Annotated in this window: 24 protein-coding genes and 1 riboswitch; of the genes, 10 read left to right on the forward strand and 14 right to left on the reverse strand. The window is 62.7% G+C overall.

Features of this window, described 5'->3' with window-relative positions; all coding sequences use genetic code 11:
* Positions 1-7: 7 nt before the first annotated feature.
* From ACM6UT_RS10820 to ACM6UT_RS10830, 3 genes are read left to right on the forward strand one after another with little or no spacing between them, the layout of a single operon-like run.
* The gene (locus ACM6UT_RS10820) at positions 8-2,002 is read left to right on the forward strand and encodes an acetyl/propionyl/methylcrotonyl-CoA carboxylase subunit alpha (protein WP_416797542.1); all 1,995 of its coding nucleotides are present in this window, start codon (positions 8-10) and stop codon (positions 2,000-2,002) included.
* Positions 1,995-2,867 carry a hydroxymethylglutaryl-CoA lyase gene (locus ACM6UT_RS10825; RefSeq protein ID WP_416797350.1) on the forward strand — a complete coding sequence of 291 codons (873 nt, stop codon included), beginning with the start codon at positions 1,995-1,997 and terminating at the stop codon, positions 2,865-2,867. The genes ACM6UT_RS10820 and ACM6UT_RS10825 overlap by 8 nt, the downstream gene beginning before the upstream one ends.
* Complete coding sequence (locus ACM6UT_RS10830; RefSeq protein WP_416797351.1) at positions 2,864-3,631, forward strand: crotonase/enoyl-CoA hydratase family protein; 768 nt, start codon at positions 2,864-2,866, stop codon at positions 3,629-3,631. The genes ACM6UT_RS10825 and ACM6UT_RS10830 overlap by 4 nt, the downstream gene beginning before the upstream one ends.
* 100 nt (positions 3,632-3,731) lie before the next feature.
* On the opposite strand, the gene cobT is transcribed toward ACM6UT_RS10830, so the two are convergent.
* Positions 3,732-4,790 carry a nicotinate-nucleotide--dimethylbenzimidazole phosphoribosyltransferase gene (gene cobT, locus ACM6UT_RS10835; protein WP_416797352.1) on the reverse strand — a complete coding sequence of 353 codons (1,059 nt, stop codon included), beginning with the start codon at positions 4,788-4,790 and terminating at the stop codon, positions 3,732-3,734.
* Positions 4,791-4,860: 70 nt separating this feature from the next.
* Positions 4,861-4,989, reverse strand: a riboswitch (cobalamin riboswitch).
* 190 nt (positions 4,990-5,179) lie between these two features.
* On the opposite strand from cobT, the gene ACM6UT_RS10840 reads away from it, so the two are divergent.
* Positions 5,180-5,377: a hypothetical protein gene (locus tag ACM6UT_RS10840; RefSeq protein WP_416797353.1), complete on the forward strand. Its 198-nt coding sequence runs from the start codon at positions 5,180-5,182 to the stop codon at positions 5,375-5,377.
* Positions 5,378-5,385: 8 nt separating this feature from the next.
* On the opposite strand, the gene ACM6UT_RS10845 is transcribed toward ACM6UT_RS10840, so the two are convergent.
* A complete protein-coding gene (locus ACM6UT_RS10845) occupies positions 5,386-5,892 on the reverse strand; it encodes an Lrp/AsnC family transcriptional regulator (protein WP_416797354.1) in 507 nt (168 codons plus the stop codon).
* A 53-nt stretch (positions 5,893-5,945) separates the two neighbouring features.
* Between ACM6UT_RS10845 and ACM6UT_RS10850 the strand changes: the two genes are divergently transcribed.
* On the forward strand, positions 5,946-6,896 hold the full coding sequence (locus ACM6UT_RS10850) for a threonine ammonia-lyase (RefSeq protein ID WP_416797355.1): 951 nt from the start codon (positions 5,946-5,948) through the stop codon (positions 6,894-6,896).
* A gap of 126 nt (positions 6,897-7,022) precedes the next feature.
* Here ACM6UT_RS10850 and ACM6UT_RS10855 read toward each other — a convergent pair whose 3' ends face one another.
* From ACM6UT_RS10855 to ACM6UT_RS10870, 4 genes are all read right to left on the reverse strand, one after another.
* Positions 7,023-8,234 carry an alpha/beta hydrolase gene (locus ACM6UT_RS10855; protein ID WP_416797543.1) on the reverse strand — a complete coding sequence of 404 codons (1,212 nt, stop codon included), beginning with the start codon at positions 8,232-8,234 and terminating at the stop codon, positions 7,023-7,025.
* A gap of 181 nt (positions 8,235-8,415) precedes the next feature.
* On the reverse strand, positions 8,416-9,786 hold the full coding sequence (locus tag ACM6UT_RS10860) for a DUF1254 domain-containing protein (RefSeq protein WP_416797356.1): 1,371 nt from the start codon (positions 9,784-9,786) through the stop codon (positions 8,416-8,418).
* Positions 9,783-10,802, reverse strand: coding sequence for a DUF1214 domain-containing protein (locus ACM6UT_RS10865; RefSeq protein ID WP_416797357.1), 1,020 nt, complete (start codon positions 10,800-10,802; stop codon positions 9,783-9,785). The genes ACM6UT_RS10860 and ACM6UT_RS10865 overlap by 4 nt, the downstream gene beginning before the upstream one ends.
* A 51-nt stretch (positions 10,803-10,853) precedes the next feature.
* Positions 10,854-11,642, reverse strand: coding sequence for a hypothetical protein (locus ACM6UT_RS10870; RefSeq protein ID WP_416797358.1), 789 nt, complete (start codon positions 11,640-11,642; stop codon positions 10,854-10,856).
* A 606-nt stretch (positions 11,643-12,248) separates the two neighbouring features.
* On the opposite strand from ACM6UT_RS10870, the gene ACM6UT_RS10875 reads away from it, so the two are divergent.
* Positions 12,249-12,902 carry a Crp/Fnr family transcriptional regulator gene (locus tag ACM6UT_RS10875; RefSeq protein WP_416797359.1) on the forward strand — a complete coding sequence of 218 codons (654 nt, stop codon included), beginning with the start codon at positions 12,249-12,251 and terminating at the stop codon, positions 12,900-12,902.
* A 3-nt stretch (positions 12,903-12,905) separates the two neighbouring features.
* Positions 12,906-14,132: an MFS transporter gene (locus ACM6UT_RS10880; RefSeq protein ID WP_416797360.1), complete on the forward strand. Its 1,227-nt coding sequence runs from the start codon at positions 12,906-12,908 to the stop codon at positions 14,130-14,132.
* A gap of 188 nt (positions 14,133-14,320) precedes the next feature.
* Here the strand turns inward: ACM6UT_RS10880 and ACM6UT_RS10885 are convergent, their stop codons facing one another.
* From ACM6UT_RS10885 to ACM6UT_RS10920, 8 genes are all read right to left on the reverse strand, one after another.
* On the reverse strand, positions 14,321-15,358 hold the full coding sequence (locus ACM6UT_RS10885) for an ABC transporter permease (RefSeq protein ID WP_416797361.1): 1,038 nt from the start codon (positions 15,356-15,358) through the stop codon (positions 14,321-14,323).
* Entirely contained in the window at positions 15,355-16,869 is a 1,515-nt protein-coding gene (locus tag ACM6UT_RS10890) for a sugar ABC transporter ATP-binding protein (protein WP_416797362.1), read from the reverse strand. The genes ACM6UT_RS10885 and ACM6UT_RS10890 overlap by 4 nt, the downstream gene beginning before the upstream one ends.
* A gap of 70 nt (positions 16,870-16,939) precedes the next feature.
* A complete protein-coding gene (gene torT, locus ACM6UT_RS10895; RefSeq protein WP_416797363.1) occupies positions 16,940-18,013 on the reverse strand; it encodes a TMAO reductase system periplasmic protein TorT in 1,074 nt (357 codons plus the stop codon).
* Positions 18,014-18,047: 34 nt separating this feature from the next.
* Positions 18,048-19,016 carry a 5-oxoprolinase subunit C family protein gene (locus ACM6UT_RS10900; protein WP_416797364.1) on the reverse strand — a complete coding sequence of 323 codons (969 nt, stop codon included), beginning with the start codon at positions 19,014-19,016 and terminating at the stop codon, positions 18,048-18,050.
* A complete protein-coding gene (locus ACM6UT_RS10905) occupies positions 19,006-19,881 on the reverse strand; it encodes a 5-oxoprolinase subunit B family protein (RefSeq protein WP_416797365.1) in 876 nt (291 codons plus the stop codon). The genes ACM6UT_RS10900 and ACM6UT_RS10905 overlap by 11 nt, the downstream gene beginning before the upstream one ends.
* Positions 19,881-21,263, reverse strand: a complete 1,383-nt coding sequence (locus tag ACM6UT_RS10910) for an acetyl-CoA carboxylase biotin carboxylase subunit (protein ID WP_416797366.1) — start codon at positions 21,261-21,263, stop codon at positions 19,881-19,883. The genes ACM6UT_RS10905 and ACM6UT_RS10910 overlap by 1 nt, the downstream gene beginning before the upstream one ends.
* Positions 21,260-21,502: an acetyl-CoA carboxylase gene (locus tag ACM6UT_RS10915; RefSeq protein WP_416797367.1), complete on the reverse strand. Its 243-nt coding sequence runs from the start codon at positions 21,500-21,502 to the stop codon at positions 21,260-21,262. Before ACM6UT_RS10915 ends, ACM6UT_RS10910 begins: the two co-directional genes overlap by 4 nt.
* Positions 21,503-21,514: 12 nt before the next feature.
* Positions 21,515-22,315: a 5-oxoprolinase subunit PxpA gene (locus ACM6UT_RS10920; RefSeq protein ID WP_416797368.1), complete on the reverse strand. Its 801-nt coding sequence runs from the start codon at positions 22,313-22,315 to the stop codon at positions 21,515-21,517.
* Positions 22,316-22,576: 261 nt separating this feature from the next.
* Between ACM6UT_RS10920 and ACM6UT_RS10925 the strand changes: the two genes are divergently transcribed.
* The 3 genes from ACM6UT_RS10925 (at position 22,577) to ACM6UT_RS10935 (ending at position 25,470) form a co-directional block, all read left to right on the forward strand.
* Complete coding sequence (locus ACM6UT_RS10925; protein ID WP_416797369.1) at positions 22,577-23,476, forward strand: LysR family transcriptional regulator; 900 nt, start codon at positions 22,577-22,579, stop codon at positions 23,474-23,476.
* 77 nt (positions 23,477-23,553) lie between these two features.
* On the forward strand, positions 23,554-24,141 hold the full coding sequence (locus ACM6UT_RS10930; RefSeq protein ID WP_416797370.1) for an ANTAR domain-containing response regulator: 588 nt from the start codon (positions 23,554-23,556) through the stop codon (positions 24,139-24,141).
* 72 nt (positions 24,142-24,213) lie between these two features.
* On the forward strand, positions 24,214-25,470 hold the full coding sequence (locus ACM6UT_RS10935) for a CmpA/NrtA family ABC transporter substrate-binding protein (RefSeq protein WP_416797544.1): 1,257 nt from the start codon (positions 24,214-24,216) through the stop codon (positions 25,468-25,470).
* Positions 25,471-25,656 lie beyond the last annotated feature (186 nt).

Here is a 25,656-nt window from a genome sequence, read left to right on the forward strand (position 1 = left end):
CGTGACGATGTTTTCCAAAATCCTCATTGCCAACCGTGGTGAAATCGCCGTCCGCATCATGAAGACGGCGAGACGGCTCGGAATTCGGACCGTCGCCGTCTATTCGGAGGCTGACCGCGCCGTATTGCACGTCGCGCTCGCCGACGAGGCGGTTCTCCTCGGACCAGCGCCGGCGACCGAAAGCTATCTCGACATCGGCAAGGTCGTCGCGGCAGCCCTTGCCAGCGGTGCAGAAGCAATCCATCCCGGCTACGGATTCCTGTCGGAAAACCCGGATTTCGTCGAGACGGTGGAGAAGGCGGGACTTGTCTTCATCGGTCCCGACGCCGCGTCGATCCGCGCGATGGGGCTGAAGGACGCCGCCAAGCGGTTGATGGAGGAAGCGGGCGTGCCGGTGGTGCCGGGCTATCACGGTGACGACCAGGATGCTGCCTTCCTGAAGGGCGAAGCCGCCAAGATCGGCTATCCCGTGCTGATCAAGGCGTCGGCGGGCGGCGGCGGCAAGGGGATGCGCCGTGTCGAGAATGAGGGCGACTTCGATGCTGCGCTCCAAAGCTGCCGTCGTGAGGCGAAGTCCGCGTTCGGGGATGATCGTGTCCTGATCGAGAAGTACATCTCCTCGCCGCGCCATATCGAAGTGCAGGTCTTCGGCGACGGCCGTGGCAATGTCGTTCATCTGTTCGAGCGTGACTGTTCGCTGCAGCGTCGGCACCAGAAGGTGGTCGAGGAGGCGCCTGCACCGGGCATGACGGACGCTGTACGGGCTGTGATGACCGAGGCTGCGATCGCGGCAGCGAAAGCCGTTGCTTACAAAGGCGCCGGGACGGTCGAGTTTATCGCCGATGGCTCGGGGCCGCTCCGGCCGGACGGCTTCTGGTTCATGGAAATGAACACGCGCCTGCAGGTCGAGCATCCGGTGACCGAAATGGTGACCGGCTACGATCTGGTCGAGTGGCAATTGCGCGTGGCGGCGGGAGAGCCGTTGCCGGTGCAACAGGACGACATCCGGCTTCTCGGCCACGCCGTCGAGGCGCGCCTCTATGCCGAAGATCCGGCGAACGGTTTTCTGCCGCAGGCGGGTCGGATCGATCACCTGGAGTTCGGGAGCGGCGAGGGCATCCGCATCGACGCGGGCGTTCGCGCCGGCGATCAGGTCTCGCCCTATTACGACCCGATGATCGCCAAGGCGATCGCACACGGCAAGTCGCGCGACGAGGCGATCGTCCGGCTGAAGAATGCGCTCAACGCCACGCACATTACCGGACTCACCAGCAATCGAGACTTTCTGCGCGCGCTTTGCAGAGACGAGACCTTCCGGCAGGGACGCATGGATACCGGCGTCATCGACCGGGGCATGGACAGCCTCGTTGCACGGCCCGACGTGCCGGAAAAGGCCATTCTGATCGCGGCGCTTGCGGCCTCCGGTCTCGATCTGAACGGACCGCATTGCGGCTTCAGGCTCTGGGGCGAGGCCAGTCATCGCGTGACCCTGCATGCGGGCGAAGAGGTCATCGAACGCCGCATCGTCTCGGGCGGCGGACGTGTCCGGCTCTCGGGCGGTGAGCGAGTGGTGCTGTTCGAGGATATCGCCTTTGACGGCCGGGCCTTTTCGGCCCGCCTGGTGCGCGAGGACGGCAGCGCCAGGGTCGACGCCCGTATCGCCGTAGATGCCCACAGCGGCGGGCGACACATCTCGGTTCTGCTCGACGGAGAGACTTACGTCTTCGAGAGCCCGGACCCGCTGGAAGGGGAGGATGCCGCGCACCACCACTCCGGCGAGATCCTCGCGCCGATGACGGGCGTCGTCCGCCTCGTCGACGTCGAGGCAGGTGTTGCCGTGAAGGCCGGCGACAGGCTCGTCGTCATGGAAGCGATGAAGATGGAATACACGCTGAGGAGCCCGCGCGACGGCCTCGTCGACGCCGTCTTCTGCACCGAGGGCGGGCAGGCGGAGGGCGGCGCCGTGCTCATCCGGATGACGGAGGACGCGGTCGATGGCTGAGTTCGTCACGGTCTACGAAGTCGGTCCGCGCGACGGTCTGCAGAACGAGAAGGAGATCATTGCGGCCGCCGACAAGATCGCGCTGGTCGACCGTCTTTCCGAAGCCGGCTTCCGCAAGATCGAGGTCACGAGCTTCGTCTCGCCGAAATGGGTGCCGCAGCTTGCAGATGCCGCCGAGGTTCTCGCCGGCATTGTGCGCCGCCCGGGCGTGGTCTACAGCGCCCTGACGCCGAACCTCAAGGGACTGGAGGCAGCACTTGCCGCAAAGGTCGACGAGGTTGCGATCTTCGCTTCCGCGTCGGAGACCTTCAGCCGGAAGAACATCAACTGTTCGATCGGGCAGAGCTTCGAGCGTTTTGCGCCCGTCATGGAAATGGCAAACGCAGCCGGCGTTCCGGTCCGCGGTTACGTCTCGTGCGTCGTCGCCTGCCCCTATGAAGGCATCGTTGCGCCGGACGCGGTGCGGGTGGTCGCCGAACGGCTGGTCGGGCTCGGCTGCCACGAAATCTCGCTCGGCGATACGATCGGCGCAGGTACACCGGACACAGTATCCGCCATGCTGGAGCAGGTCCTGCGGTCGGTGCCGGCCCAGCAAGTGGCGGGGCATTTCCACGACACCGGCAATCGTGCGCTCGCCAATGTCGAGGCCGCTCTCGGCTATGGGCTGAGAACCTTCGATTCCGCCGTCGGCGGGCTCGGCGGCTGCCCTTATGCACCGGGCGCCAAGGGCAATGTCGCAACCGGACCGCTCGTGGAATTGCTTGAGGCCCGTGGGTTCGAGACCGGGATCGATCCGGAGAAACTGAAACGCGCCGAAGCTTTCATCAAGCAGCGGATCGAGCGTCTTTCCAGGAGGAACGCATGACGGAATTCGAAACGATCCTGATCGACACCGACGAGCGCGGCATAGCGCGCCTGACACTGAACCGTCCCGACAAGCATAATGCGCTTAATGCCCGGATGATCGCCGAACTCACGAGAGCTGCAGAAATCCTCGGCGCGGATGAGAGCTTGCGTGCCGTCGTGCTCGCCGGGAACGGGGCAAGTTTCTGTGCCGGCGGCGATCTCGGCTGGATGCGAGAGCAGCGGGACAAGGATCGTGCCGGAAAAATGCAGGAAAGCCGGGCGCTTTCTGCGATGTTTTCGGCACTCAATGCCCTCCCGAAACCGCTGATCGGCCGGGTTCACGGGAACGCCTATGGCGGCGGTATCGGGCTGATGGCAGTCTGCGACATCGTCGTTTCGGTGGGAACCGCCCGTTTTGCCCTCACCGAAACCCGCCTCGGGCTCATCCCCGCAACCATCGGTCCCTTCGTCGTTCGCCGTATCGGCGAGGGCTACGCCCGGCAGGTTTTCTTCACGGCCAAACCGTTCGACGCCGCCTTCGCCCTGAGATGTGGCCTCGTCTCCAGCGTCACGGAACCAGAACAACTGGATGCCTGCGTCGAGGTTGAAGTCGCAGCGATCCTGAAGACGCGGCCGGGGGCGGTCGCAGCGGCAAAAGCGCTTTGTCTGGAACTCGGTGGCCAGAGCCTCTCAGGGCACTTCGAGCGGACCGCGGAACTGCTCACGGACCGCTGGGAAAGTGCAGAGGCCGCAGAAGGCATCGAGGCCTTCCTCGCCAGATAGTAGATGCCTGCATGCCCGGGGAGGGATCTCCCCATCCCTCCCCGAGGCCACTATGACTTCCAGGTGAATGCCGGTGACGGCCCGGCGTCCACGCCGGCTGTCAGGCTGCGCCGCTGTCCACGCCGGCTTCGGCAAACGTGGCCATGCCGAGGTGGCAACGCAGGGCGGCCTTTGCGAGAATTGCGCCCAGCACCGCCCCGGTTCCTTCCCCAAGCCTGAGGTCGAGATCGAGAAGCGGCCGGTGACCGAGGTGGGTGAGAAGTCGCCGGTGGCCGGGCTCCATGGAGGCGTGTCCCACCATGCAATGCGCAAGAGCGTCTACGCCGCTGCAATACAGGGCAAGGGCGGCGGCGGAGCATATGAATCCGTCGAGCATGACCGGGATCGAAAGCAGGCGCGCGGCGAGAATGGCGCCAGCCATGGCGGCGATCTCGCGTCCACCGAGTATCCGCAGGGCGTCCAGACCGTCATCGATCGCCTCCCGATGGCGTTCGACCCCCTCTGAGATGATCTCGGCCTTTCGCTTCAGGACGTCATTGGAGACGCCTGAGCCGCGGCCACACCATTCGACGGCGGGGCCGCCGAGGAGCGCAAGGCACAGAGCCGAAGCCGATGTCGTGTTTCCGATGCCCATCTCTCCGGGACACAGGATGCTGGCATCCGGCCGCACGGCGTGCATTCCCGCATTGAAAGCTTCCAGGAACTCGCTTTCCGTCATGGCGGGCGCGTGCAGGAAGTTCCTGACCGGTCGGGAAAGGTCCAGGGGAACGACCGTCATGCTGGCCCCCAGTTCGGCGCTCAACTGGTTGATCGCAGCGCCCCCTCTCTCGAAATTGAGGACCATCTGCTCTGTGACGACTGGCGGATAGGCGGAGACGCCTGCCTCGGCGATGCCGTGATTGCCGGCGAAGACGCAGGTTTGCGGCCGGTCCATGACCGGCGGGTAGCGCCCTTGCCAGCGGGCAAGCCAGGCGACGGTCTCCTCGAGCCGCCCGAGGCTTCCGGGTGGCTTGGTCAGCATGCCCTCACGGGTGGCGGCGGCCTCCGCGGCTCGCGCGTCGCCTTGTGGAAGCTGGCTTAGCGCCTTTCGCAAGGCGGCGACGGTTTCAAAGGACTGGGTTGGTTGTTGCCCCGAAGTGAGGCTCATTTCTGCAGACATACGGGTCCTCCACGTGACGCCGATCATTCCACCGTTTGCCATCGGGCGGATTTCGGTTGCGGATCAACTCGTCTTCTGACTTCCAGCGTGGCCGGGTTCAGGCACCTTCCCGTCCAGGGCCGGACAGTGGCGGACAAAGCCTCCTGAGACTCGTATCTGGTTACAGCGGCGGGACCGTCTCGGAATTTCACCGAGTTCCGTTAGTTGTCGAAACGTCTGTAACCAGCGCCTTGCCCTTGAGCAACGGATGCTTGCTTCATCTCTGGTAGAATCCGGATACTTCGACACCGAAAAGACCCCTGAATTTGCGCCGTCGCAAAGAGCCTCTTTGGAGACGTTCAGACGGGCATGGGGCGTTCGAGCAAGGCGCGCTGATGGAGGCCGGGCGCATGGCCTCGGCAATGCGTGTATTCTATCGCACCACCCACAATGTCGCCGAGGGAGCAGGTGCCGCGCCGCTCGCCGCCCTTCTCCAGGAGCGCAACGCCATGCGCGGGAAGAGGACCGGCATCATTCTCAGCGGCGCCAATGTGGATGCCGACCTCTTCCGGATGGTGCTCGCGGGGGAGACGCCGCGGGTTGCGTGAGCCGGTCGTCACTTCAACGGGACGGCAAGCCCGCGCTTCAGCGTCTTCAGCACGACGTGGGTGGTGAATTTGCGGACATTCGGGTTCTCGTTCACCAGCCGCTCGGCGAGGGTATCGAAGTCGTCGATCGATCCACAGACGACGACGAGCGTGTAGTCGCCGCGGCCCGTGATGCACCAGGCTTCCTGCACCTCCGGCGTCCTCGCAATCCACTGATGAAGGTTGGCCATGAGCTCCGGCCGGTCCCGCTCGAGTTCGAGCTCGACGAGCAGGGTGACGCCGAGTCCCACCTTTTTCGGGTCGACGATCGAGACGTCGCCGAGGATGACCTTCTGCTCCCGCAACCGCTGCAGCCGCCGCTGCGCCGAGGACGGCGAAAGACCGGTGCGCGCAGCGATGTCCTCGATTGTCGCGCGGGCATCCTCCTGCAGGATGGCCAGGATCTCCCGGTCGACGGCGGTGACGTGTTCGGGTGATCCATTCGAGGTTGCGCGCTTTCTGGGTGAACTATCCATCTGGCTGGCTCTGTTTGACGAATTTTCCCGATCCGGACAGCTATGCTGCCCACATGACTGATTTGCAACATCTCCCCAGCATCGACGGCATCCTTTCCGCCTATGACGCGATCGATCCACTCTTTGTCGACACGCCGCTCATCCGGCATGACGCAGCCGATGCCGAACTTCGGCTCACGCTTCACGCCAAGGTGGAGACGCTGAACCCGCTCCGTTCCTTTAAGGGGCGCGGAACCGATTGGCTTCTCCAGACGATGTCGTCCACCGGCATTCCGCTCGTGGCGGCCTCTGCCGGAAACTTCGGCCAGGGGCTCGCCCATGCGGCTGCCAAGCGGGGACGCAAGGCGATCATCTTCGCGGCGACAAATGCCAACCCGCTGAAGATCGCCGCCATGCGCGGGCTTGGAGCCGAGGTGCTCCTCCACGGCGAGGATTTCGATGCAGCGAAGGTCGAGGCGCGCCGCTTCTCTGCCGAGAAGGGTTATGCCTTCGTCGAGGACGGCGCCCATGCGGCTATCGCCGAGGGTGCTGGCACGATCGCACTCGAGCTCACGAGGCAGAGCGAGAAACGTGGCATCGCGCTCGACGCCATGCTCGTGCCCCTCGGCAATGGTGCTCTTCTGACGGGCGTTGGTACATGGATCAAGGCGAGGATGCCCTCTTGTCGCGTGATCGGTGTCGTCGCCGCGAAAGCCCCGGCGATGCTCCTTTCCTGGGAGCGCGGCGAGTATCTTCCAACACCGTCGGCACCAACGAGCGCCGACGGTATCGCCGTTCGTGAACCGGTCCCATACGCGCTCGAATCGATGAAGATGACAGTCGACGATGTATGGACTGTCGGCGAAGAAACGATCCGGTCGGCGATGCGCTTTTGCCAGCAGCACTACGGCCTCGTCGTGGAGCCCGCCGGCGCGGCCGGTGTGGCCGCCGCACTGGAACACCGGCAGAGGCTCAAGGGAGAATCCGTCGCGACGATCCTCTGCGGCGGCAACGTGCCGCAGTAGCCAAGCAAAATCCAGAGCGGACTCATGCTCCGCTCTAGTGACATGGCTTCGACAGGCTCGGACGAGAGGAGTGAAGAGCTAGTCGAACTCGATGAGCAGCTCTGCGGGATTTGTTTGACCTTCAGATCACTGGAGGAGAGGCTTGTCGTCAGCAGCGTCGGTGAGCGTTTGGCCAACATCCGGCGGCGATGCCGGCTTTTGCGGATCCTCGACGACATGCAGCGGCGCGGAGATGGTCGTTGCCGCGACCGTGCCGATCGTGCGGGCGGTCCCGCCGATCACGGCCGCTACGCCATCGCCCAGTGTCACCTGGGAATCCGTCAGTGTTTGTCCTTTCATCAGCCGCCCGCCGATGAGCTGGACGATGTCCGCGCTCTCCGCGAATTTTGCGTGATTGAGGCTGTCGCCGGTATCGAGTTTTGTCAGGTCAACGACGGCGATGCCCGCCTGCTCGAACTTGGAGCGATAAGGTTCGTCGGCGGGATTAACCGAACCGAGGCGCTGTACTCTCCCGGTAATCAGGCTCGAAACCGCGAGCGCTTTGTCATCCTGAGATACGAAGATCGTGAACCTGGCTGTGTGGCGCCCCATCTCGACGAATTGCTTGGCAAAGACCTGGATGTCGATGTCCGGCGACGCCAGAATGACGTTGGTGATCTTTGGGTTCACCTGACCATGACGGATGCCCATCTGACGTAACGCTTCCATCGTGAGCCATGTCCCCATCGAGTGGGCGAGAATCGTGATGTCTTTCACATCCGGATTCGACGCGAGGACCTGCAGCGATTGCTCCAGGGCCGTCCGGGAGTAGTTGGCGCTCTCCTTGTCATACTCGTAGGCCGTAAGCCTGGCGCGAGAGGGCCAGGTGAAGAGGATCGGAGCAGCCTGCATTCGGCTGTCATGGACAATCTGGGCAAGGCGAAAGACAGAATCCTCATATTTGTTATTGTAGCCGTGAACGAAGACCAGCGCGTGTCCGCCCGAGACGTGTTGCCTGAACCACGCGGTTGCCTCGGATAGGGTTTCGATCTGTTGCACGCGCGTGACCGCGAAATCCTTGGCCGGGTTCGGTGGCAATTGTCGGGGCCACTGCACGGTGCCGGGCTCCCTTCGCTGCGGAATGGAAACCGCGACTTCCGTCAAAAACGGTTTCGGGCTGCGCTCGCCGTTGAACAGGGTTCCGGGGTCACCGGACGGCTGACGGTTGGTGGCGACCAGCATCTCCACCTGCGACGTCTTCGAGGCATGGGCTGCCGGCTTGACCGGCGTCATGACTCCAGCCGGATGTCCGCATCCCTGAAGGACAAGAAGAGCACCGATGAGAAGCATCCGACGCATGGGGACTCCAGAAAGGATTCGCCTGCGAATCCGCGAACCGATTGAGAGAAAGCCGGACGCCATTCCGGCTTCCCAGCGGAGCTTGGTGAGGGGTTCCGACGTGGATGATTGCCGCATGGCGCTATTCCAGGACGCCTCTCAGGCATTTGAGATCATTCGTCGTGGGAACCCCGTGCCATCCCTAGCTGATCTTTATCGCCGATGGCTTCCATCGGCCATCAAGCGCTTCAGGCTTTGGCAGGTAAAGCCGCATCACCGCATAGAATGCGTCCTTCGGAGCGGGGAGCCAGTTGGATTCCCGGTCCGCACCCGGGCTCTCGTTCTGCAGGTAGAGAACGATCTCACCCTCGTCATTCTTCTTCAGGTCTGCAAGCATCGATGAGTTGATGAGGTAGCGATTGATCGGGTTGGCCACGAGAAGCTGCTTCGGTCTGTCGTACATCGTGATCGACCAGAAGGCATCGACCGGTGGAAGCGTCTCCGAGGTGAAGGTCAAAGTGTATCTTCCCGTCCTGCCGTCGAGGGGCGCGTTCTGTGCGTCGAAGCCATAGATGACATAGAGAGCCTCCTGCACGGAGTTGCCGTAGATGCCTCCCTGCGCTGCCGCGGCACGAACCATGTATTGGCCCTTCATGAATTCCGGTGAGCCGAATATCTTCGACGAATCCGTCAGGCTCGCAGCGACGTCGCGGATTTCCCGCTCGGCCGTTACAGCGACCTCTTTCATCAGTTTTTCGGTGTCTGGCGAGAGGTCCTCTGGAGGCCATGGTGAGCCGTCCCGAATCCCAAGGATGCCGAGGCTCTTGCGCTGTGTTTCGTCACCCGAGTAGGGCGGGGCGAATTGCAGAAGGAAAGCGGCAAGCGACCAGTAGTCGGAAACCATCTTCTCGTCGGAGATCGGCAACCATTCGACGGCCGGCGGAGCCTGCGGAGCCGGCGTACCCGCATAGGCGGAAAGCAACTGCGCCTTGTAGCCCGCCTGGATCTCCTTCACCCTCTCGAGATCGTCGGGCGAGAAGAGTTGCGTCCTGACGATGCCGATAGCCAGGGTGGTCGGCATGTCGATGACGCGCTTGATGCCTTTGGGCAGGTCTCCCTTCCAGCCTGGGCCAGCGATCAGGAAATTGCCGCCTCCGTTGCCGTCGATCCGTGTTCCCGGGTAGTCGACATTATTGGTATAGAGGTCGATGAGCTGGAGTGAGTAGTAGCGGTTCTTCTCGATCGGCGGCATGGTCACCACGACGGGTTCCGCCCTCAGATCGAAAACAATGAAGGAATAGGGCGTGTCGGAATTCGGCGTGATGATCGCCGTGTCGTCCGGCGTGTAGACTCTGGCGATACTCACCATCGTGTTGAGCGGTCCCTTGTATTGGCCGCCGCCCGGCTCGAGCGCATATTGGTACATGGTGAGGTAGTTCTTCACCATCGGATAGGTGTAGATATAAGCCTCGCGCGCGATCGCTCTGGTGTCCTCCCCGGCGAATGCCTGGATCGGCGACACCGACAGCGTCATCATTGCGGTGGTGGCCTTCAGAAACGTGCGACGTCTCATTTCACTTCCTCCACGACGGGGAATTTCCACGTTCCATCCAGGATTTGCGTCTCGGGCCGGTAGAGGCGAACCATGTAGTTCCAGCCCTCGGGCGTGGGCAGGCAGTTGGCAATCTTGCCGTCGCAGCCTCCGAACTGGATCGTGATCGATCCATCCGCGGTCTTTTGCGCAGTCACATTGTTCAGCGAATACGCATTCAGCTTGTTGGGTGTGAAGAAGCCGTCCTTGTTATAGACGGTGACCGACCAGAAGTCCTTCACGGGGACATCCTTCACGGTCAGCCGATAGACGCTTTTGCCGTCGTTCTTTTCGGGCGTGATATTGAGATAGAGCGCTTCCTTGTCCGGGTTTCCACCCCATCCAAGCGCGGCCCCGATCAGGTGTCGGACCGGCTCTACCTCGTCGCGCGATCCGAACATCTTCGCGGTGTCCGGCAGCAAGGCGCCGAGATCGAGGAGTGCGCGACGGGTCTTGTCCCGGCTCTTTGCGTCCCATTCGGGGATCTCGAACTGACCCTGTGCTGCCTGCTCGACCGTAATCGCATCCTGAAGCGCATGAACCTTGTTCATGTCGTCCGCGTCGGCGGGGTCGGCAAAGAAGCGAAAGGCGGCGGCCACATACCGGGTGCCTATGTCCTCCCGCTTCAAGGTATGCGATCCAGCTCCATAGTATACGCCGTGGGCATAGTGATCCTCGTCGATCACGAGCAGCGACACAAACCGGTCGCCGGACTCCGGCACGGTGATCGTCACCGGTCCCGCATCCAGATCGAAAACGGCGGAAGAATAAAGCGTGTCCCGGTTCAGGCGAATGACGGTCTGCTTGTCAAGCGGCGCCATTTCCCGCGTATGGTCGAACTTACCGAAGCCTCCGTTGGCGGCGATGCCGGAGAAATAGAGGTCGCTCTCGGCCCGCACGAAGTTGTCGCTGTTGACAGGAACCGGATCGGCAGCAGCAGGCAAGGCGGCGAGCAGTGTTGCCGCAATCGTCGAAAGTCTCAATGTTGCAAGAGACATATAAGATGCTCCAAAGTTGGAATTGAAAACACTCGGATTGTCGGTGAACGGCTAAAAGCGAACGACGAGGCCAAGGATCGGACCTTGCTGGACCACGTCGAACACGAAGCCGTCATTGCTGTAGTCGACGCCGAGCGCGCGATATCCGGCGACGGCTGAGATCCGGTCATTGAACTCGTAGCCGAGGCCGGCGGCGATATCCCAGTCGAGGTCCGCCTGTCCGGCACCGATCAGTCCCCAGGCACTGAGGTAGAGACTATCGGTCAGGAAATATCGCCCGCGCACCCCGACCATGGCGTCGACCCAGGTGGCGCTGTCGCTGTCCGACACGCCGTCCAGAAGTCCGCCGGAGAAGGAGATTTCGGTGCTTACATGCCAGAGCCGTGCACCAGCGACGACATCAAGGTTGCCGCGGTCGTCCTGAAAGATGGCATAACCGGCACCGACAAATCCGGCGAATGTCTCCGACGTGGTATCGACGCTTTCAGCTACGATGCCGAGCGGCGTGGAAACCCCGGAGGACACCTTGGTGTAGATGACGTCGCCGAAGATGCTAAAGCGACCGTGACGCGCTTCGCCGATCGCCATGAATCCGAAATCGAGATCCTTCAGAATGTCGCCGAAATCGGATTCGAGATGCACCTCCGGCAGGCCGAACTGCGCGACATCGCCGGAGATGCCGGCCGCCCAAAAATAGGGGCTTACGGCAAGGCTCCAGCCGTCGTCCTCAGCCGGTTTGGCGTCGGGAACGATGAATGGTTGCTGAAGATCGGCGGCACTCACAGGGCCAATCACCGCCATGCTGAAAAGCACTGCCGCCGAGATTGAATTCGCTTTCATTGATAGATCCTTCTGCCATCAGGTATGGATTCCGATCCGGCTCGGCTTTCAGTTTCGGAACAGGAGTGCGCGCGTGGTCAGTAGCACCCACTCCGGCCCGTCCGGCGGCCCGTCGGCAGACGCTTGCGCCGTTCTATGCGTGTAAATGCCGTCACGTGTGACGGCCGGCAGGTTCAATTTGCACGTTTTTCGACGCCACATTGTCCGAATTCAGACAATTTGAGGTAGTTTTGGTTCGCGCCGTTCGCGCCTTTTGCCGTGTGCCTAGGCGGGTGGATTTTTGCACCCCTGTCCCCGCAGTCGTCTTCGACGCGCCATCGTTGCCGCCGACATGTGTTCGCAGACGACCACCTGCCGTGTGCGACCGGTCTGCCCATCGGTCTGCTGCAGAGCGCCGTGGCTGGACAATCCTTGAAGTTTAGGTTGTTATCGCGTCGATCTGCCATTCCCGGCTGCGGAACGTGGCGCGACAAGGTTTGTTGCTCAGGTGGCCAACAGGCTGCCGGGCCTGGCACCGCATTCGATTGGCCGAAGGCATTCTGTCTGGGGGGATAGCAATGTGGAGAAACCATGTTGGATCTTGCGCGAGAGAAAGCGGAAGAGGTCATGAGGAAGGGCGCCTGGCTCTCGACCATGACCGAATCCTTCCGGTCGGAGTTGTTTCGGCATGCGCGTTTGCAGCAGTTCGTTCCAGGCCAGATAATCTATAGGTTCGGCGATCCGGTCGGGGGAATGTACGGGCTTGTCGCCGGCTCGCTCACCGTCAATTCGGCACCTCCCGACGCGATTCCGCGTTTGATCCACGTTGGAATGCCGGGAGCATGGACGGGAGAGGGACCGTTCCTGACCGGCCGGCCACGCAGGGTCGAGTTGCGCGCCCTCGGAGGCGCCCTGATGATGCACGTGCCTCTCGACGCACTGGAGCAGATGGCGGCCCGCGATCCCGGCGTCAGCCGGGCGATCGGGATGAACGCCGTATTTACCGTCGACGTGCTCGTCCGGATCGTTCACGATTTGCAAACGCGCGATGTCGGGCGCAGAATTGCGTCCGTCCTGCAACGGACGGGCTGGCTTGGTGATGTGGCGATACCTCTGTCCCAAACGGACATCGGGATCATGGCAAATGCGTCCCGCCAGCAGGTCAACGCAGCAATGCAACGGTTTGCTGACGCCGGCTGGGTAAGTTACACCTACCGGTCCATCGCCGTCACGAACGCGCAGGCGCTGCGACGCTACTCCGAAGGCGACGGATCGGAGTAGCAGATGGACAACGCTCTCGCGCAAAAACGGGACGTCGAAACGAAGGCGTCCTGGACGCAGGCGACGCTGTTCCTGACCTTGATGGTCTTTACGGCAGGACAGTCGTTTCTTCTTGTCGTCCTTCCTCCGCTTGGCCGGCGGCTGGGTTTCACTGACCTCCAGATCGGGGGTATTCTCAGCCTTTCTGCCTTGCTGCTCATGGTGTCGGCTCCTGGATGGGGCTACCTCAGTGAACGTGTCGGACGCCGGCCAGTCCTGCTGGCCTCTCTTACGGGCGGTATATTGGCCGCCATCGGATTTGGAACGATTGTGCATTTTCGGATTTCGGGTGGCTTGAGTGTCTTCCTCGCACTCATCCTGATTGCACTCGTGCGCGCCATCCAGGCCGCGGTGACCAGCGGCATCTTGCCCGCGGCCCAAGCCTTCATGGCGGACATTACAGGCCCGGCGCAGCGAGCGAATGGTATGGGCACGCTGGGCGCAGGTATAGGTGTCGGCGCAATAGCCGGGGCCGGGCTCGCCTGGCAACTCGGCGGAGAAAATCCGGTTATGGCATTCTCTCTCGTTGCGGGATTGGCAAGCTTTGCCTTTTTGAGCGTGCTTTGGGTAGCCAAGGAACCTCCTCGCACAGCTTCAGCAAGGATATCCGACGGTCACCTGCCGATTGGTCGCATCTGGCCATTCCTCGTGATCACGCTCGTGTCGATCTCTGCCTACAGCGTGCTGCAACAGGTAACGGCTCTCCGCCTGCAGGACTCTTTCGGCTTCTCGGTCGAGGAGTCGATTTCGCGTGGAGGCGCGGCGCTGATGGCGGCGGCGCTGGCCATGATCGTGGTGCAGGCATCTGCGGTCCGCGTCTTCCGGTGGGAGGCCACTCGGCTGCTGGGCGTGGGAGCCGTGATAGCTGTCACCGCGATGCTGATCTGCACCGTGGCGACGGCCTATTTCACCATCGTTGCCACGTTCATTCTGCTCGGCATCGGTCTCGGACTGATGCTTACCGGTAACCTGGCCGCGCTCAGTCTGGAGACCGGCCCCGGAGCTCAAGGCAAAGCTGCGGGCGTGAACGTAGTGGCGCAAGGGCTGGGGCAGGCTATTGGCCCGATCACCGGCGCCGGCCTTCACCGGGTATCGCCACAACTTCCTTTCGTGGCGGCAACAATGCTGCTTGTGATCGCGTGCCTGGTTGCGACGCGGGCCTGGAGATCTGCTGCCACCAACTCGCGATGACAGTAGCGCCGGTCACGCCGTCGAATGCATGAAGGATGGTCGGAACGTTTCGGGCATTCGGGCGCGGGAAAGCCCGCTCGATGCCGGTCTCGTCTCGCCGGGCAATCTGGAAAGGCCGACGGCGTCATCTGCGCCGATGTCGGCCCCGGGGAGCGAGGCCGACACCGCGTTCTTTCGGGATTCCCCGCTCACCTGTTGCCGACGAGCATGCGGTAGCGGAACTGGTCGATGACGACGGCGAGGATCAGCAGCGAGCCGAGCAGCACCATCTGCATGTAGGAGCCGATCTGCATGAGGTTCATGCCGTTCTGGACGAGCACGATGAAGAAGGCCCCGAGGACCACGCTTTCTACACGCCCGATGCCACCCCTCAGCGAGACGCCGGCGATGACGCAGGCGGCGATCGATTCCAGTGCGATCGTGCCTCCGAGATTGGTCTCGCCGCTTTCGACGCGGGCGGTCAGAAGCACGCCGGCGACCGAGGCCAGGAAAGCGCAGAGGATATAGGCGAGGAACAGCGTGCGCTTGGTGTTGATGCCGGAAAGGTTGGCCGCCTTGATATTGCCGCCGATCGCATAGATGCGGGCGCCGCTTCGGGTGCGGTTCATCAGGATCCACATGCCGACAATCGCGACGATGGCGACCAGGACCGGGACGGGCACGCCGAGGACACGACCGAAACCGAAGAAATCACCGAACTCGAAGGGCAGGTTGCCGATCGGCACGCCGCCGGTCAGGAAGAGCGCGATGCCGGCGCCGACGGATTGCACCCCGAGCGTCATGATGAAGGGCGAAACCCCGAACTGCGCGATGCCGATACCGTTCAGCATGCCGAGCGCCAGAGCCGACAGGAAGCCCGCCGAGACGCCGAGGACGATGACCAGCCAGACCATGTCGGGGAACTGGGCCGCAAAATAGACCATGACGGAGGCGGAGACGACCGATGTGAGCGCGATCGAGGTCCCGACGGCGAGGTCGAAGCCTCCTGTCACCAGAACCAGCATCTGGCCGAGCGAGACGAGGACGAGATAGACCGACTGACGGGCGACATTGGTGAGGTTGTCGAGCGTCAGGAACTGTTTCGAGGCGAGCGTGAAGAGAATGAGGGCTGCCACGAGGAAGAAGGGCAGGACACCGAGCCTGATGAAGACCGCTTTCAGTGCGGCCGGCGCGGAGAAGGTCTGCTTGGCGTCCGAGACCGACGCGGTTTCGAGCTTGCTGGTCATGCCGTTTTTCTTTCCTGATCGAAGAAGGCGCCGAGAACCGCCTGTTCCTGGATGGCCTCGCCTTCCAGTTCGGCCGAGATGCGACCGTTGCGGAAGACGATCAGCCGGTGGGCGAGGTGCATGGCCTCCGGTAGGTCGGAGGATATCACCACCACCGCCTTGCCCGCCTCGGCAATGGATTTGATGATGCGATAGAGGGCGGCGCGGGTGCCCATATCGACGCCGACTGTCGGCTCGTCAAAGATATAGACGTCGTAGTCCCTGCCGAAGCTCTTGCCGAAGAGGATCTTCTGCTGGTTGCCGCCGGAGAGCTTGGATGTGCCGCGCTCGAGGAAGGCCTCGCTGAGATCGACCTTGCGTCCGATCTCGCTCGACTGGCTGCGTAGCGCTGCGGGCGAGATGAGGCCGAGAGCATTGCGGGTGTCGCGCCGGTCGAGAATGGAAAGCGCGATGTTGGCGCGCGCACTCGCCCCGAGCAGCAGTCCTTCTTCCTTTCGGTCGGAGGGAAGAAAGAAGACGCCGCTTTGCATCATTTCTGGCGTCGTCGCGCCGGTCCTGTCACGTCCCATCAACGTGACCGTACCGCCCGCCGTCGGCAGCAGGCCCATGACGGCGCGGAAGGTGCGCGACTTGCCGGAGCCGACGAGACCTGCAACGCCGAGAACCTCGCCGCGGCGGACGTCGATGTCGACACCGTCAACGCCCCAGGCCTTCAGTCCGCGGATTGTCAGGATCGGCTCCGGTTGCGGACTGCGTGCGATGTGCGGGTAGATCTCGTCGATCTTGCGGCCCGTCATCATTTCGACGAGTGCTTTTTCCGACAGGCTCTCGGCGCCGATCGTACCGATCAGGCGGCCGTCGCGGAGCACCGTGATGCGGTCTGCGATCGCCTTGAATTCCTGGATGCGGTGGGAGATGTAGACGATGCCGACGCCGCGCGCCTTGGCGCGGTCGATGAATTCGAAGAGCTTGTGTGTCTCTCGCTCGGTCAGCGAGGCGGTCGGCTCGTCGAGGATGAGGATCCGGGCCTGCTGGTGCAGAGCCTTGGCGATCTCGACCATTTGCTGTTCGGCTCGCGAGAGCGAGACGACCGATCGGCGGACGTCGATCGGAAAGCCGAGGCCGGTGAAGAGGACATGCGCCTCGGCATACATCCGCCGGCGCTGGACGAGCCCCATCTTCCGCGGCTCCTGGCCGAGAAAGATGTTCTCGGCGACCGTCATCGTCGGCACCAGCGAAAATTCCTGGAACACCGCACCGATGCCGGCCGCGCGCGCGTCGTTGACCGAGTGGAATTGCTTCTCCTCCCCGTCGATCCGGACGACGCCTTCGGTCGGCGCGGTAACCCCGGCGAGGATGGAGATCAGGGTGGATTTGCCGGCGCCGTTTTCGCCGAAGAGGACGTGCACTTCCCCGGCCCGGAGCGTGAAGTCGACACCGTCGAGCGCGCGCACGCCGGGATAGGATTTGGCAATGCCGGTCATTTCCACCAGGGGTGGCCGCGAGGTCATTTTCGTATCAGTCCAATCATTGCTGCCGGGAGAGGGTTCCGGCGCCCGTGAGACGCCGGAACCTGCGCGATCAGTTGACGGAGAAGACAGGCTTGTAGCCGTCCGGGGGCAGAATGTTGGTCTGCGGCACCGTTTTGACGTTGGACGGATCGACCACGAAGATCTTCGGCCCGACGTGCTTGACGAATTCCTTGCCTTCCAGTGCACGCACCGCCTGGTCGACGGCGATACGGCCCTGGACGACCATGGAGTCGGCCGGCGCGGCGAGAATGAAGCCGCGCTTGATGCCTTCGTAGACACCGGGCGTCATGTAGAAGGCGAGGAGGTCGACCTTGCCCTTGAGCCCGCGCTCGCGGATAAGGCCCTGGGCGGCTTCCGCCGTCACCGCCGTGCCGGCGACATAGCGGATGTCGGGCTCGGCCTGCAGCACGTCCTCGACCAGCTTCAGCTGGGCTTCCTTGCCGGTGTCTCCATATTTCGGCTCCAGCGCCTTGACGGCCGAACCCTTGATCGCTTCGAGGAAGCCCTTGTTGGCGGCTTCCACCCAGCCGGCGCCGGCCGGGCCCGGGAACCAGCCTACCTTCACCTCCTCGGAGCCAGCGGGGTGCTTCTTGGCGAGGTAGGCGCCGGTCTCAAAGCCCATGGTGTAGAAGGAAACGAGCGACTTGGCGGTGACGTCGGGCGAAGAAATGCCGTTGATGACATCGATCACCGGAATGTTCTTCTTCTTGATCTCGCTGACGAGGTTGTTGAGGCCGTCAAAGGAGATGGCGCCGATGACCACGGCCTGGGCCCCGCCGGCGACACAGTCCTCGATCTGGCTGATCTGCTTTGAGAGTTCGGTGTAGCCGCCTGCCTCGACGAGGTTCATCTTCACGCCGAGATCCTTCGCCTCTTCGGCGACGCCGTAGTCGACGCCGAGCCAGTAGGCATCCTTCATGTGCGGGAAGGAAACGCAGATGTTCCAGGGCTTCTCCGCCTTTTCGAGCGGCGAGTAGGACATGTCGACCGCCTTGCCGTCGGCGGAGAACGCCGGTTCGACGGCTTGTGCCGGATAAGGATACCAGGCTTCTGCCAACGCCGGCGTCGCCAGCGCCAGAGCGAGTGCGGAACCCGCCAGTGTAAGTGCAAGTTTGTTTTTCATGGTTGTTCCCCCTTTATGGAGTTGGTTGCTGCGGTCAGAAGAGGTTGCGGATCTGATTGATCAGGGCGGCGCGGTCCTTTCTCGCGGAAAGCGCGGTTTCCATGTCGACCTTCACGAAGCGGGTCGGTGTATGCGGCTGGAGCTGGCCGATCAGGTCCATGTCGGCAGAGATCACCGTTCCGAGCATGAAGTAGCCGCCACCGGAGACGGCATCGCGGTGCAGAATGATCGGTTCGGTGCCACCGGGAACCTGGATGGAGCCGTAGGGATAGCAGCTGTCGACGATGTTCGACGGATCGGAGCCGGCGCCGAACGGCGGTGTGCGCGCAACGAAATCGAGCTTGCGTCCGCCACGGAAGCGGTAGCCCATGCGGTCGGCTTCCGGCGCCACCTTCCAGGTGTCTTCGAAGAAGTTCTTCCCCGACTCCTCGGTAATGCGGTGCCAGTAGAGGCCAGGCAGCACTCGCAGTTCCGCCGGCATCCCAGGGCGACGGCGGAGCGCTTCTGGGATCGACTTGCCGTCGATGGCCGCACCTGCGGGGCCGACCGGCAGTTCGTCGCCGGCCGCGATCGGCCGGCCCTTGAAGCCGCCGAGTGCCCCGATCGCATAGGTTGAACGGGAACCGAGAGCGAGCGGCACGTCGATGCCGCCGGAAACGGCTATGTAGATGCGCGCGCCGGTCTTCAGAAAGTCGAAGGAGAGCACCTGGCCGGCCTTGACCTTGAACGCGGTCCAGCCGGGCCTCTCCTCACCGTCCACCCTGATCGGCATCTCGGCTCCGGTCACGGCGACCATTGCATCTTCGGTGAATTCGAGTTTCGGTCCGACGAAGACCGCTTCGAGGCCGGCCGCCCCTTCCTCGTTGCCGACGAGGAGGTTGGCGGCTTTCAGCGCAAGGCGATCCATGGCGCCGCCGAGCGGAATGCCGAGATGAAAATAGCCGGGACGACCGAGGTCCTGGACCGTGGTGGCGAGACCTGGATGTTGAACCTTAATGGCCATGGAGAACGCCCTCCAGCTTCGCGTTGTAGCCGTCGATGTCTTTTTGGAATTCCCTGAGGTCGAACTTCACCTCGCGGATCGGTGGGGCAAAGCGACCCTTGTCGACGTCTTCCACTGCCTGGTCGTAACCGTCGCGGTCGACCGGCTTGAACTTGACGATGTCGCCGGGACGGAAGAACACCATGAAGTCCTTCAGGTAGGAGGTTGTCTGGGTCGGGTCGTAGATCGGCATCGGGGTAATGCCGAACATCTGGTAGCCGCCGGCGCCGCGAACCGAATAGATGCAGCCGAAACAGCCACCATGGCCGACGGTGAGGCGTGGCGTGTCGGTGCGCGGGCGCAGGTATTTTGGTACCTGGATCTGCCGTTGGCGCTCGACCATCTGGTACATGAAGGGCAGGCCGGAGACGAAACCGACCATGGAGACGAACCAGGGCGAGCCGGAATGGGCAGCGACGAAGTCGTCGACCGAGCCGTAATTGTTGATGCGTGCGGCGTATTCGAGGTCGGTGCTGTCCGGATCCTGATGGCGCTCGCGGAAACGCATCAGCGTCTCGTGCGTCCACGGATCGTTGTAGAAGACCGGGATCTCGATGATGCGGGTGGTAATCACAGGCTCCGACTTCGCAGCCGCCGCCTCGATCGCCTGGACTTCCTTCAGGATGTCGTTCGGGTGGATGACGTCGGGGTCGAACTTGATCTGGAATGAGGCGTTCGCCGGGCAGATTTCGGTCACGCCCTTGATCTTCGCCTGCTTGATGCCCGTCGTCATCGACAGCGAGTTGAAGAAGGCCTCGAGCGACATCTCCTCGGAGCATTCGACGAAGAGGTGTTCGTCACCTCCGAACGTATAGCGCATGGGCATCAGGCAACCTCCTTGGATGCGACAAAGGCCTTGAACTCCGTCTCCAGCCACGGCTCCAGGAAGCGTGTGTGGACGTCGCCCGCTGCCACCGACGGGTCGGACGCCAGCGCCTGGTGGAGAGGAATGGTCGTTGCGAGGCCGCGGATCTCGAAATTGTCGAGAGCCTCTCCGAGCCGGTCGAGGCAGTGGTCGCGGCTTTCACCCCAGACGATCAGCTTGCCGAGGAGAGAATCGTAGAAGGGCGGAACCTGGTAGCCGTCGTAGAGCATGGTGTCGAAACGGACGCCGTCACCTTCCGGAACGCCGAGCGCCTCGACAAGGCCGGGACCGGGCAGGAACCCGCGCATGGGGTCCTCGGCGTTGATCCGGCACTCGATTGCGTGACCGCGGATCGCGACATCCTCCTGGCGGATCGAAAGCTCGGCGCCCCCGGCGATTCGGATCATCTCCTGGACCAGGTCGATGCCGGTGATCATCTCGGTCACCGGATGTTCGACCTGGATGCGGGTGTTCACTTCGATGAAGTAGAATGCGCCGGTTTCGTCGTCATAGAGGTATTCGACGGTACCCGCCCCGCGATAGCCGACTTCCCGCGCGAGCGCGACGGCGCTCTCGCAGAGCGCCTTGCGGACGGTCTCCGGCAGCCGGAAGGAGGGGGCTTCTTCCCAGACCTTCTGGCGGCGTCGCTGGAGCGAGCACTCGCGTTCGAAACAGTGGATCGCGTTCCTGCCGTCTCCGAGGATCTGGACCTCGACATGGCGGGCGCGGGTGATGACCTTCTCGACATAGAGGCCACCATCGCCGAAGGCGGCGAGCGCCTCGGCAGACGCCTGCGGGAAGTGCCGCTCGAAGTCCTCCATGTTCTCGGCGATGCGAATGCCGCGACCGCCGCCGCCGGCGGCCGCCTTGATCATGACCGGAAAACCGATCTCCTCGACGATTTCGCGCGCGGCGGCGATGTCGTCGATCCGGCCGTTGGAACCGGGAACAGTCGGAACGCCGGCACGGCTTGCGACCTTGCGCGCCTCGACCTTGTCGCCGAGCAGACTGATCGCATCATGGCGGGGCCCGATGAAGATGAGTCCGGCGTCTTCGACAGCCTTCGCGAAGGCGGAATTTTCCGAGAGGAAGCCATAGCCCGGGTGGACAGCGTCGACGCCGGTCTCGCGAGCGGCCTTCAGCACGGCTTCGATGTTGAGGTATGACTTTGCTGCCGAGGGTGGACCGATTTCGACTGCCTGGTCCGCGAGCTTCACGGCCAACATGTCACGGTCGGCGGCGGAGTGGACCTGGACGGTCCTGATCCCGAGCGCCTGGGCGGCGCGAATGATCCGGACGGCAATCTCGCCCCGGTTGGCGACGAGGATCGACGAAATGCTCATGCCTCGACCTCGGCGATGACCTGGCCGGCCATGATCGGCTCGTTGTCCTCGGCGACGAAGGTGATCGCGCTTCCGGTGACGTCGGCGCGGACTTCGTGGAAGGTCTTCATCACTTCGATGAGACCGATGACGTCGCCGGCTGAAACGCTCTCGCCATCCTGCTTGTAGGGTGCCGCGTCGGGAGACGACCGGCGATAAAAGGTTCCGGGCAGGGGTGATTTGATCTCGAGCTTGCTCATCGTGGTCTCCCGTTATCTGACGATTTCTGAAATGGGCGCGATGCGGATGCCTTCGGCAATCAGGGCTTCGCGCATATGGCGGACGATATCGAGCGCACCCAGGGTGTCGGAATGGAAGCAGATGCTCTCGAAGGGAACCTCGATGTCCTTGCCGGTGACGGCCGTCACCCGGCCTTCGGTGCAGGCACGCACCACCTTGCGGGCGATCGCCGCCGGATCGGGGCGTCCCGCGTCGCGGGTGAAGACGATGGAGCCGCTTTCGTCGTAATCACGGTCCGCATAGAACTCCCGGACGACGGGGTGGCCGGCCTCGATGGCAGCCTTCTCGGTCGCGGACCCGGCCATGCAAAAGACGTAGGCGTTCGGTGCGACCGTACGCATATAGGTGATGAAGAGCTGCGCGAGCTCCGGGTTGACGGCCATTTCCATGTATAGTGCGCCATGGGGCTTCACGTGCTGCAGGTTGGTGCCGTGGCGACGGGCAAATTCACGCAATGCGCCAACCTGGTAGACTATATCGTTGACGAGTTCGCGGGCCGTGCCGTTGATCTTCCTCCGACCGAAGCCCTGCAGGTCGTTATAGCCGGGATGGGCGCCGACGCCGACACCATGCTCGACGGCGAGGCGGACCGTATGATCCATCAGGTTCGGATCGCCGCCATGGAAACCGGCCGCGATATTGGCGGAGCTGATTAGTCCCATCAGGGCGGCATCGTCGGTATCGCCGACGTGCCAGCGGCCGAACGCCTCGCCCAGATCACAATTGATGTCCACGACCTCGAGTGCCACTTTTCTTCCCTGTTCTGCCTGCATTTTGTGCAATGCAATACGATGCCTTCATCCTTGTCAGAAGACGGTATGAAGAAATGTTTCATTTGAAAAATTCTATTTTTGAAAGCCATGTATTTGGAAAAGAGAATTCGATCGCTTCTGCCTCATCGCGTCTCGTGAACGTGAAATCAGCATGTTATGACGCGCAAGAACGGGTGAACTCTGGAGGAGCCACAATTTACGCGCTTCTCATTCTGAAAAATTGATATAACCTATCGTCGATTCAGATTGTATGGATAGCCGATGTCGCTCAGCCTTCGTCAAATTCGCTATTTCGTCGCCACTGCCGAATCTGGCCAGGTCTCGCAGGCCGCGGTGAATCTCGCGATCTCCCAGTCGGCGGTGACAACCGCGATCAAGGATCTCGAGGCGACGGTCGGCGCCAGCCTTTTTGAGCGGACGCCCCACGGCATGGACCTGACGGTTGCCGGTCGGCGCTTCCTTTCTCAGGCCTACGAGATTTTGCAGAAGATCGACGAGGCGACGCAGCTCAATCTGGTGTCCGCGGAGGTCAAGGGCACGCTGACGATCGCCGCCACCTACACCGTCATCGGCTATTTCCTGCCCTTTCATATCGAGCGCATGCGGCGGCAGTTTCCGGGTATCGAGATCCAGTTGTTCGAACTCAACCGCGAATCCATCGAAGAGGGGCTCCTGACCAACCGCTACGATCTGGCAGTGATGCTGACATCCAACATCCTCAACCCGGAACTGGCGACGGAGAAACTCCTGAGTTCCCAGCGCCGGCTCTGGGTCTCGGCCCGTCATCGCCTGCTTGAGCAGGAAAGCGTCGGGTTCAGGGAAGTGGCAGAGGAGAACTACATCATGCTGACGGTCGACGAGGCCTCCCACACGTCGCTGCGCTACTGGAGCCAGACACCCTATCTGCCGAGGATCACGCTTCGAACATCGTCTGTCGAGGCGGTGCGATCGCTGGTCGCCAACGGACAGGGCGTCGCGATCCTCTCGGATATGGTTCACCGCCCGTGGTCGCTCGAGGGGCGTCGTATCGAGACGATCGCGCTCAAGGACCCGATCCCTTCGATGGATGTCGGGCTCGCCTGGCGTCGCAATGCCGAGTTCACGCCGGCGATGGAGGCGGTGCGTTCCTATTTCCGGCGCTCTTTCAATATTCCGGAATAGTGGGGCGATGCCGGCGTCTCCGGTGCCGCTACGAGAACCCACTTGTCAGGATTGCTGCGATGCACCATCAATAGGGGATGTCACATCCTGACCTGACCATTCTTGTGATTGACGAGAACGCCGTTCGCGGCGCGATCATCGAGGAAGGTTTGCGCGAGGCTGGGCACACGCGGGTTACCGTCGCGCACGAGATGCACGGCATCGCCCGGGTGGTCGAGACACTGGCGCCGGACGTCATCATCATCGATATCGAAAACCCGAACCGCGACATGATGGAGCATCTTTTCCAACTGACGCGGACCGTCAGTCGGCCGATCGCCATGTTCGTCGATCGCTCCGACACGGCCTCGATCGAGGCCGCGGTCGATGCGGGCGTCTCCGCCTATGTCGTCGACGGGCTCAGAAAGGAGCGGGTGAAGCCGATTCTCGACATGGCGGTGAGCCGTTTCAACGCCTTCAGCCGGCTGCAGCGCGAACTCGCAGACGCCCGCAGCGCGCTCGAGGAGCGCAAGGTCATCGAGCGGGCGAAGGGCATTCTCATGGAGATGCGCGGGCTCTCCGAAGAGGAGGCTTTCGCGCTGATGCGCCAGACCGCGATGAACGAGAAGAAGAAGCTTGCCGAAATCGCCCAGAGTGTCGTCACCGCGGCGGGGCTCCTGCTGTGATCGTTGGCGCTGTCCGGAGGAACCGGAGTGAATGACATGACGACAGACCGCAAAGACGCAGGTTCGAAAGGCATGGAAATGCACGCCTCGCCGGCGCTCGGGCGGCGGCCGGAGCCGAAGGTCTTGCGCGCCGGCTTTATTCCGCTGATGGACGCTTCCGTGCTGATTGTCGCTTCGGAGTGCGGGTTTGCCGCGCGCGAAGGCCTCGGACTCGATCTCGTTCGCGACGTCTCCTGGGCCAATGTCAGGGACCGGCTCGCTTTCCGGCAGTTCGACGTGGCCCACATGCTGTCGCCGATGCCGGTCGCGTCGATGCTGGGACTGGGCTCCAATCCCTCGCCGACGATCGCGCCGTTTTCGCTCGGTCGTGGCGGCAATGCGATCACTCTGTCGCTGCGACTCTTCGAGCGCATGCAGGCGCTGGCAGGGCTCGGCGATGGCGCTTCCGCGCTCGAGAACGCGCGTGCGCTGGCGACCGTGCTCGCCGACATGCGCGAGAAGGGCGAGCAGCCGCCCACGCTCGGCATGACCTATCCCTTTTCCTCGCACAATTACGAGTTCCGGTATTGGCTTGCGGCCGGCGGCATCGACCCCGACCGCGACGTGAAGCTGGTCGTGGTGCCGCCGCCGCTTACCTCGGATGCGCTGGCAGCGGGAGCGATCGACGGCTTCTGCGTGGGCGCGCCGTGGAACATGGTCGCCTCTGAGCGCGGCGTCGGTCGCATCGTCGCGGCCAAACAGGACATCTGGCCGTCGGCACCCGAGAAGGTGCTCGGCATGCGACCGGAATGGGCGGAAGCCCATCCCGAGACGGTATCGCGCCTCCTCGTGGCGCTCGATGCTGCCGCCCGCTGGTGCGACGACCCGCAAAACCATGATGCGCTCGCAGAGCTGCTCGCCGATCCCCGTTTCATCGCCGCGCCGGTCGACATCATCCGCCATGTGCTTGCAGGCGAATTCAGTCTCGACGCCAAGGGTAATCGCCGCGTCATCAAGGACTATTTCCGGTTTCACGGTGGCTTCGCCAATTATCCGCGACCGGGCGAGGCGCTCTGGATCTACAGCCAGATGATCCGCTGGGGGCAGGTCACGTTCTCCCCGGCTGGCGTGGCCGTCGCGGCTTCGGCCTTTCGTCCCGATCTCTATCGCCTTGCGCTCGGGGCGGAAGCCGCACCGGCTGCGGACGCGGATCTGCGCGTGGAGGGCGCCGACGCGGCTGACCGTTTCATGGATGGTCACGTCTTTGATCCGGCCCGTGTCGCCGACTACGTGGCGGGCTTCGCCGTGCGGAGCGAACGCGCGGCGGGGACTTCGCACGACGAGGCGTAGCGCCGAGCGCATTGCACAATTGTCCGGCTCTCCTAGATGTCGCCGACAGGCAATCGCCTTGTAAATATGCATTCTGTTGCGTGCGTAAAAGATAATCATGCAATAGAATCTGTCTGTTTTACACAAATACATCAATGACATAATGGTTTTCTTGCGAGTGTGGCACGCTGCTTGCGTGTCATTTAT

It is taken from the genome of Ciceribacter azotifigens (assembly GCF_048159625.1).
GTDB classification, from domain to species: Bacteria; Pseudomonadota; Alphaproteobacteria; order Rhizobiales; family Rhizobiaceae; genus Allorhizobium; species Allorhizobium azotifigens.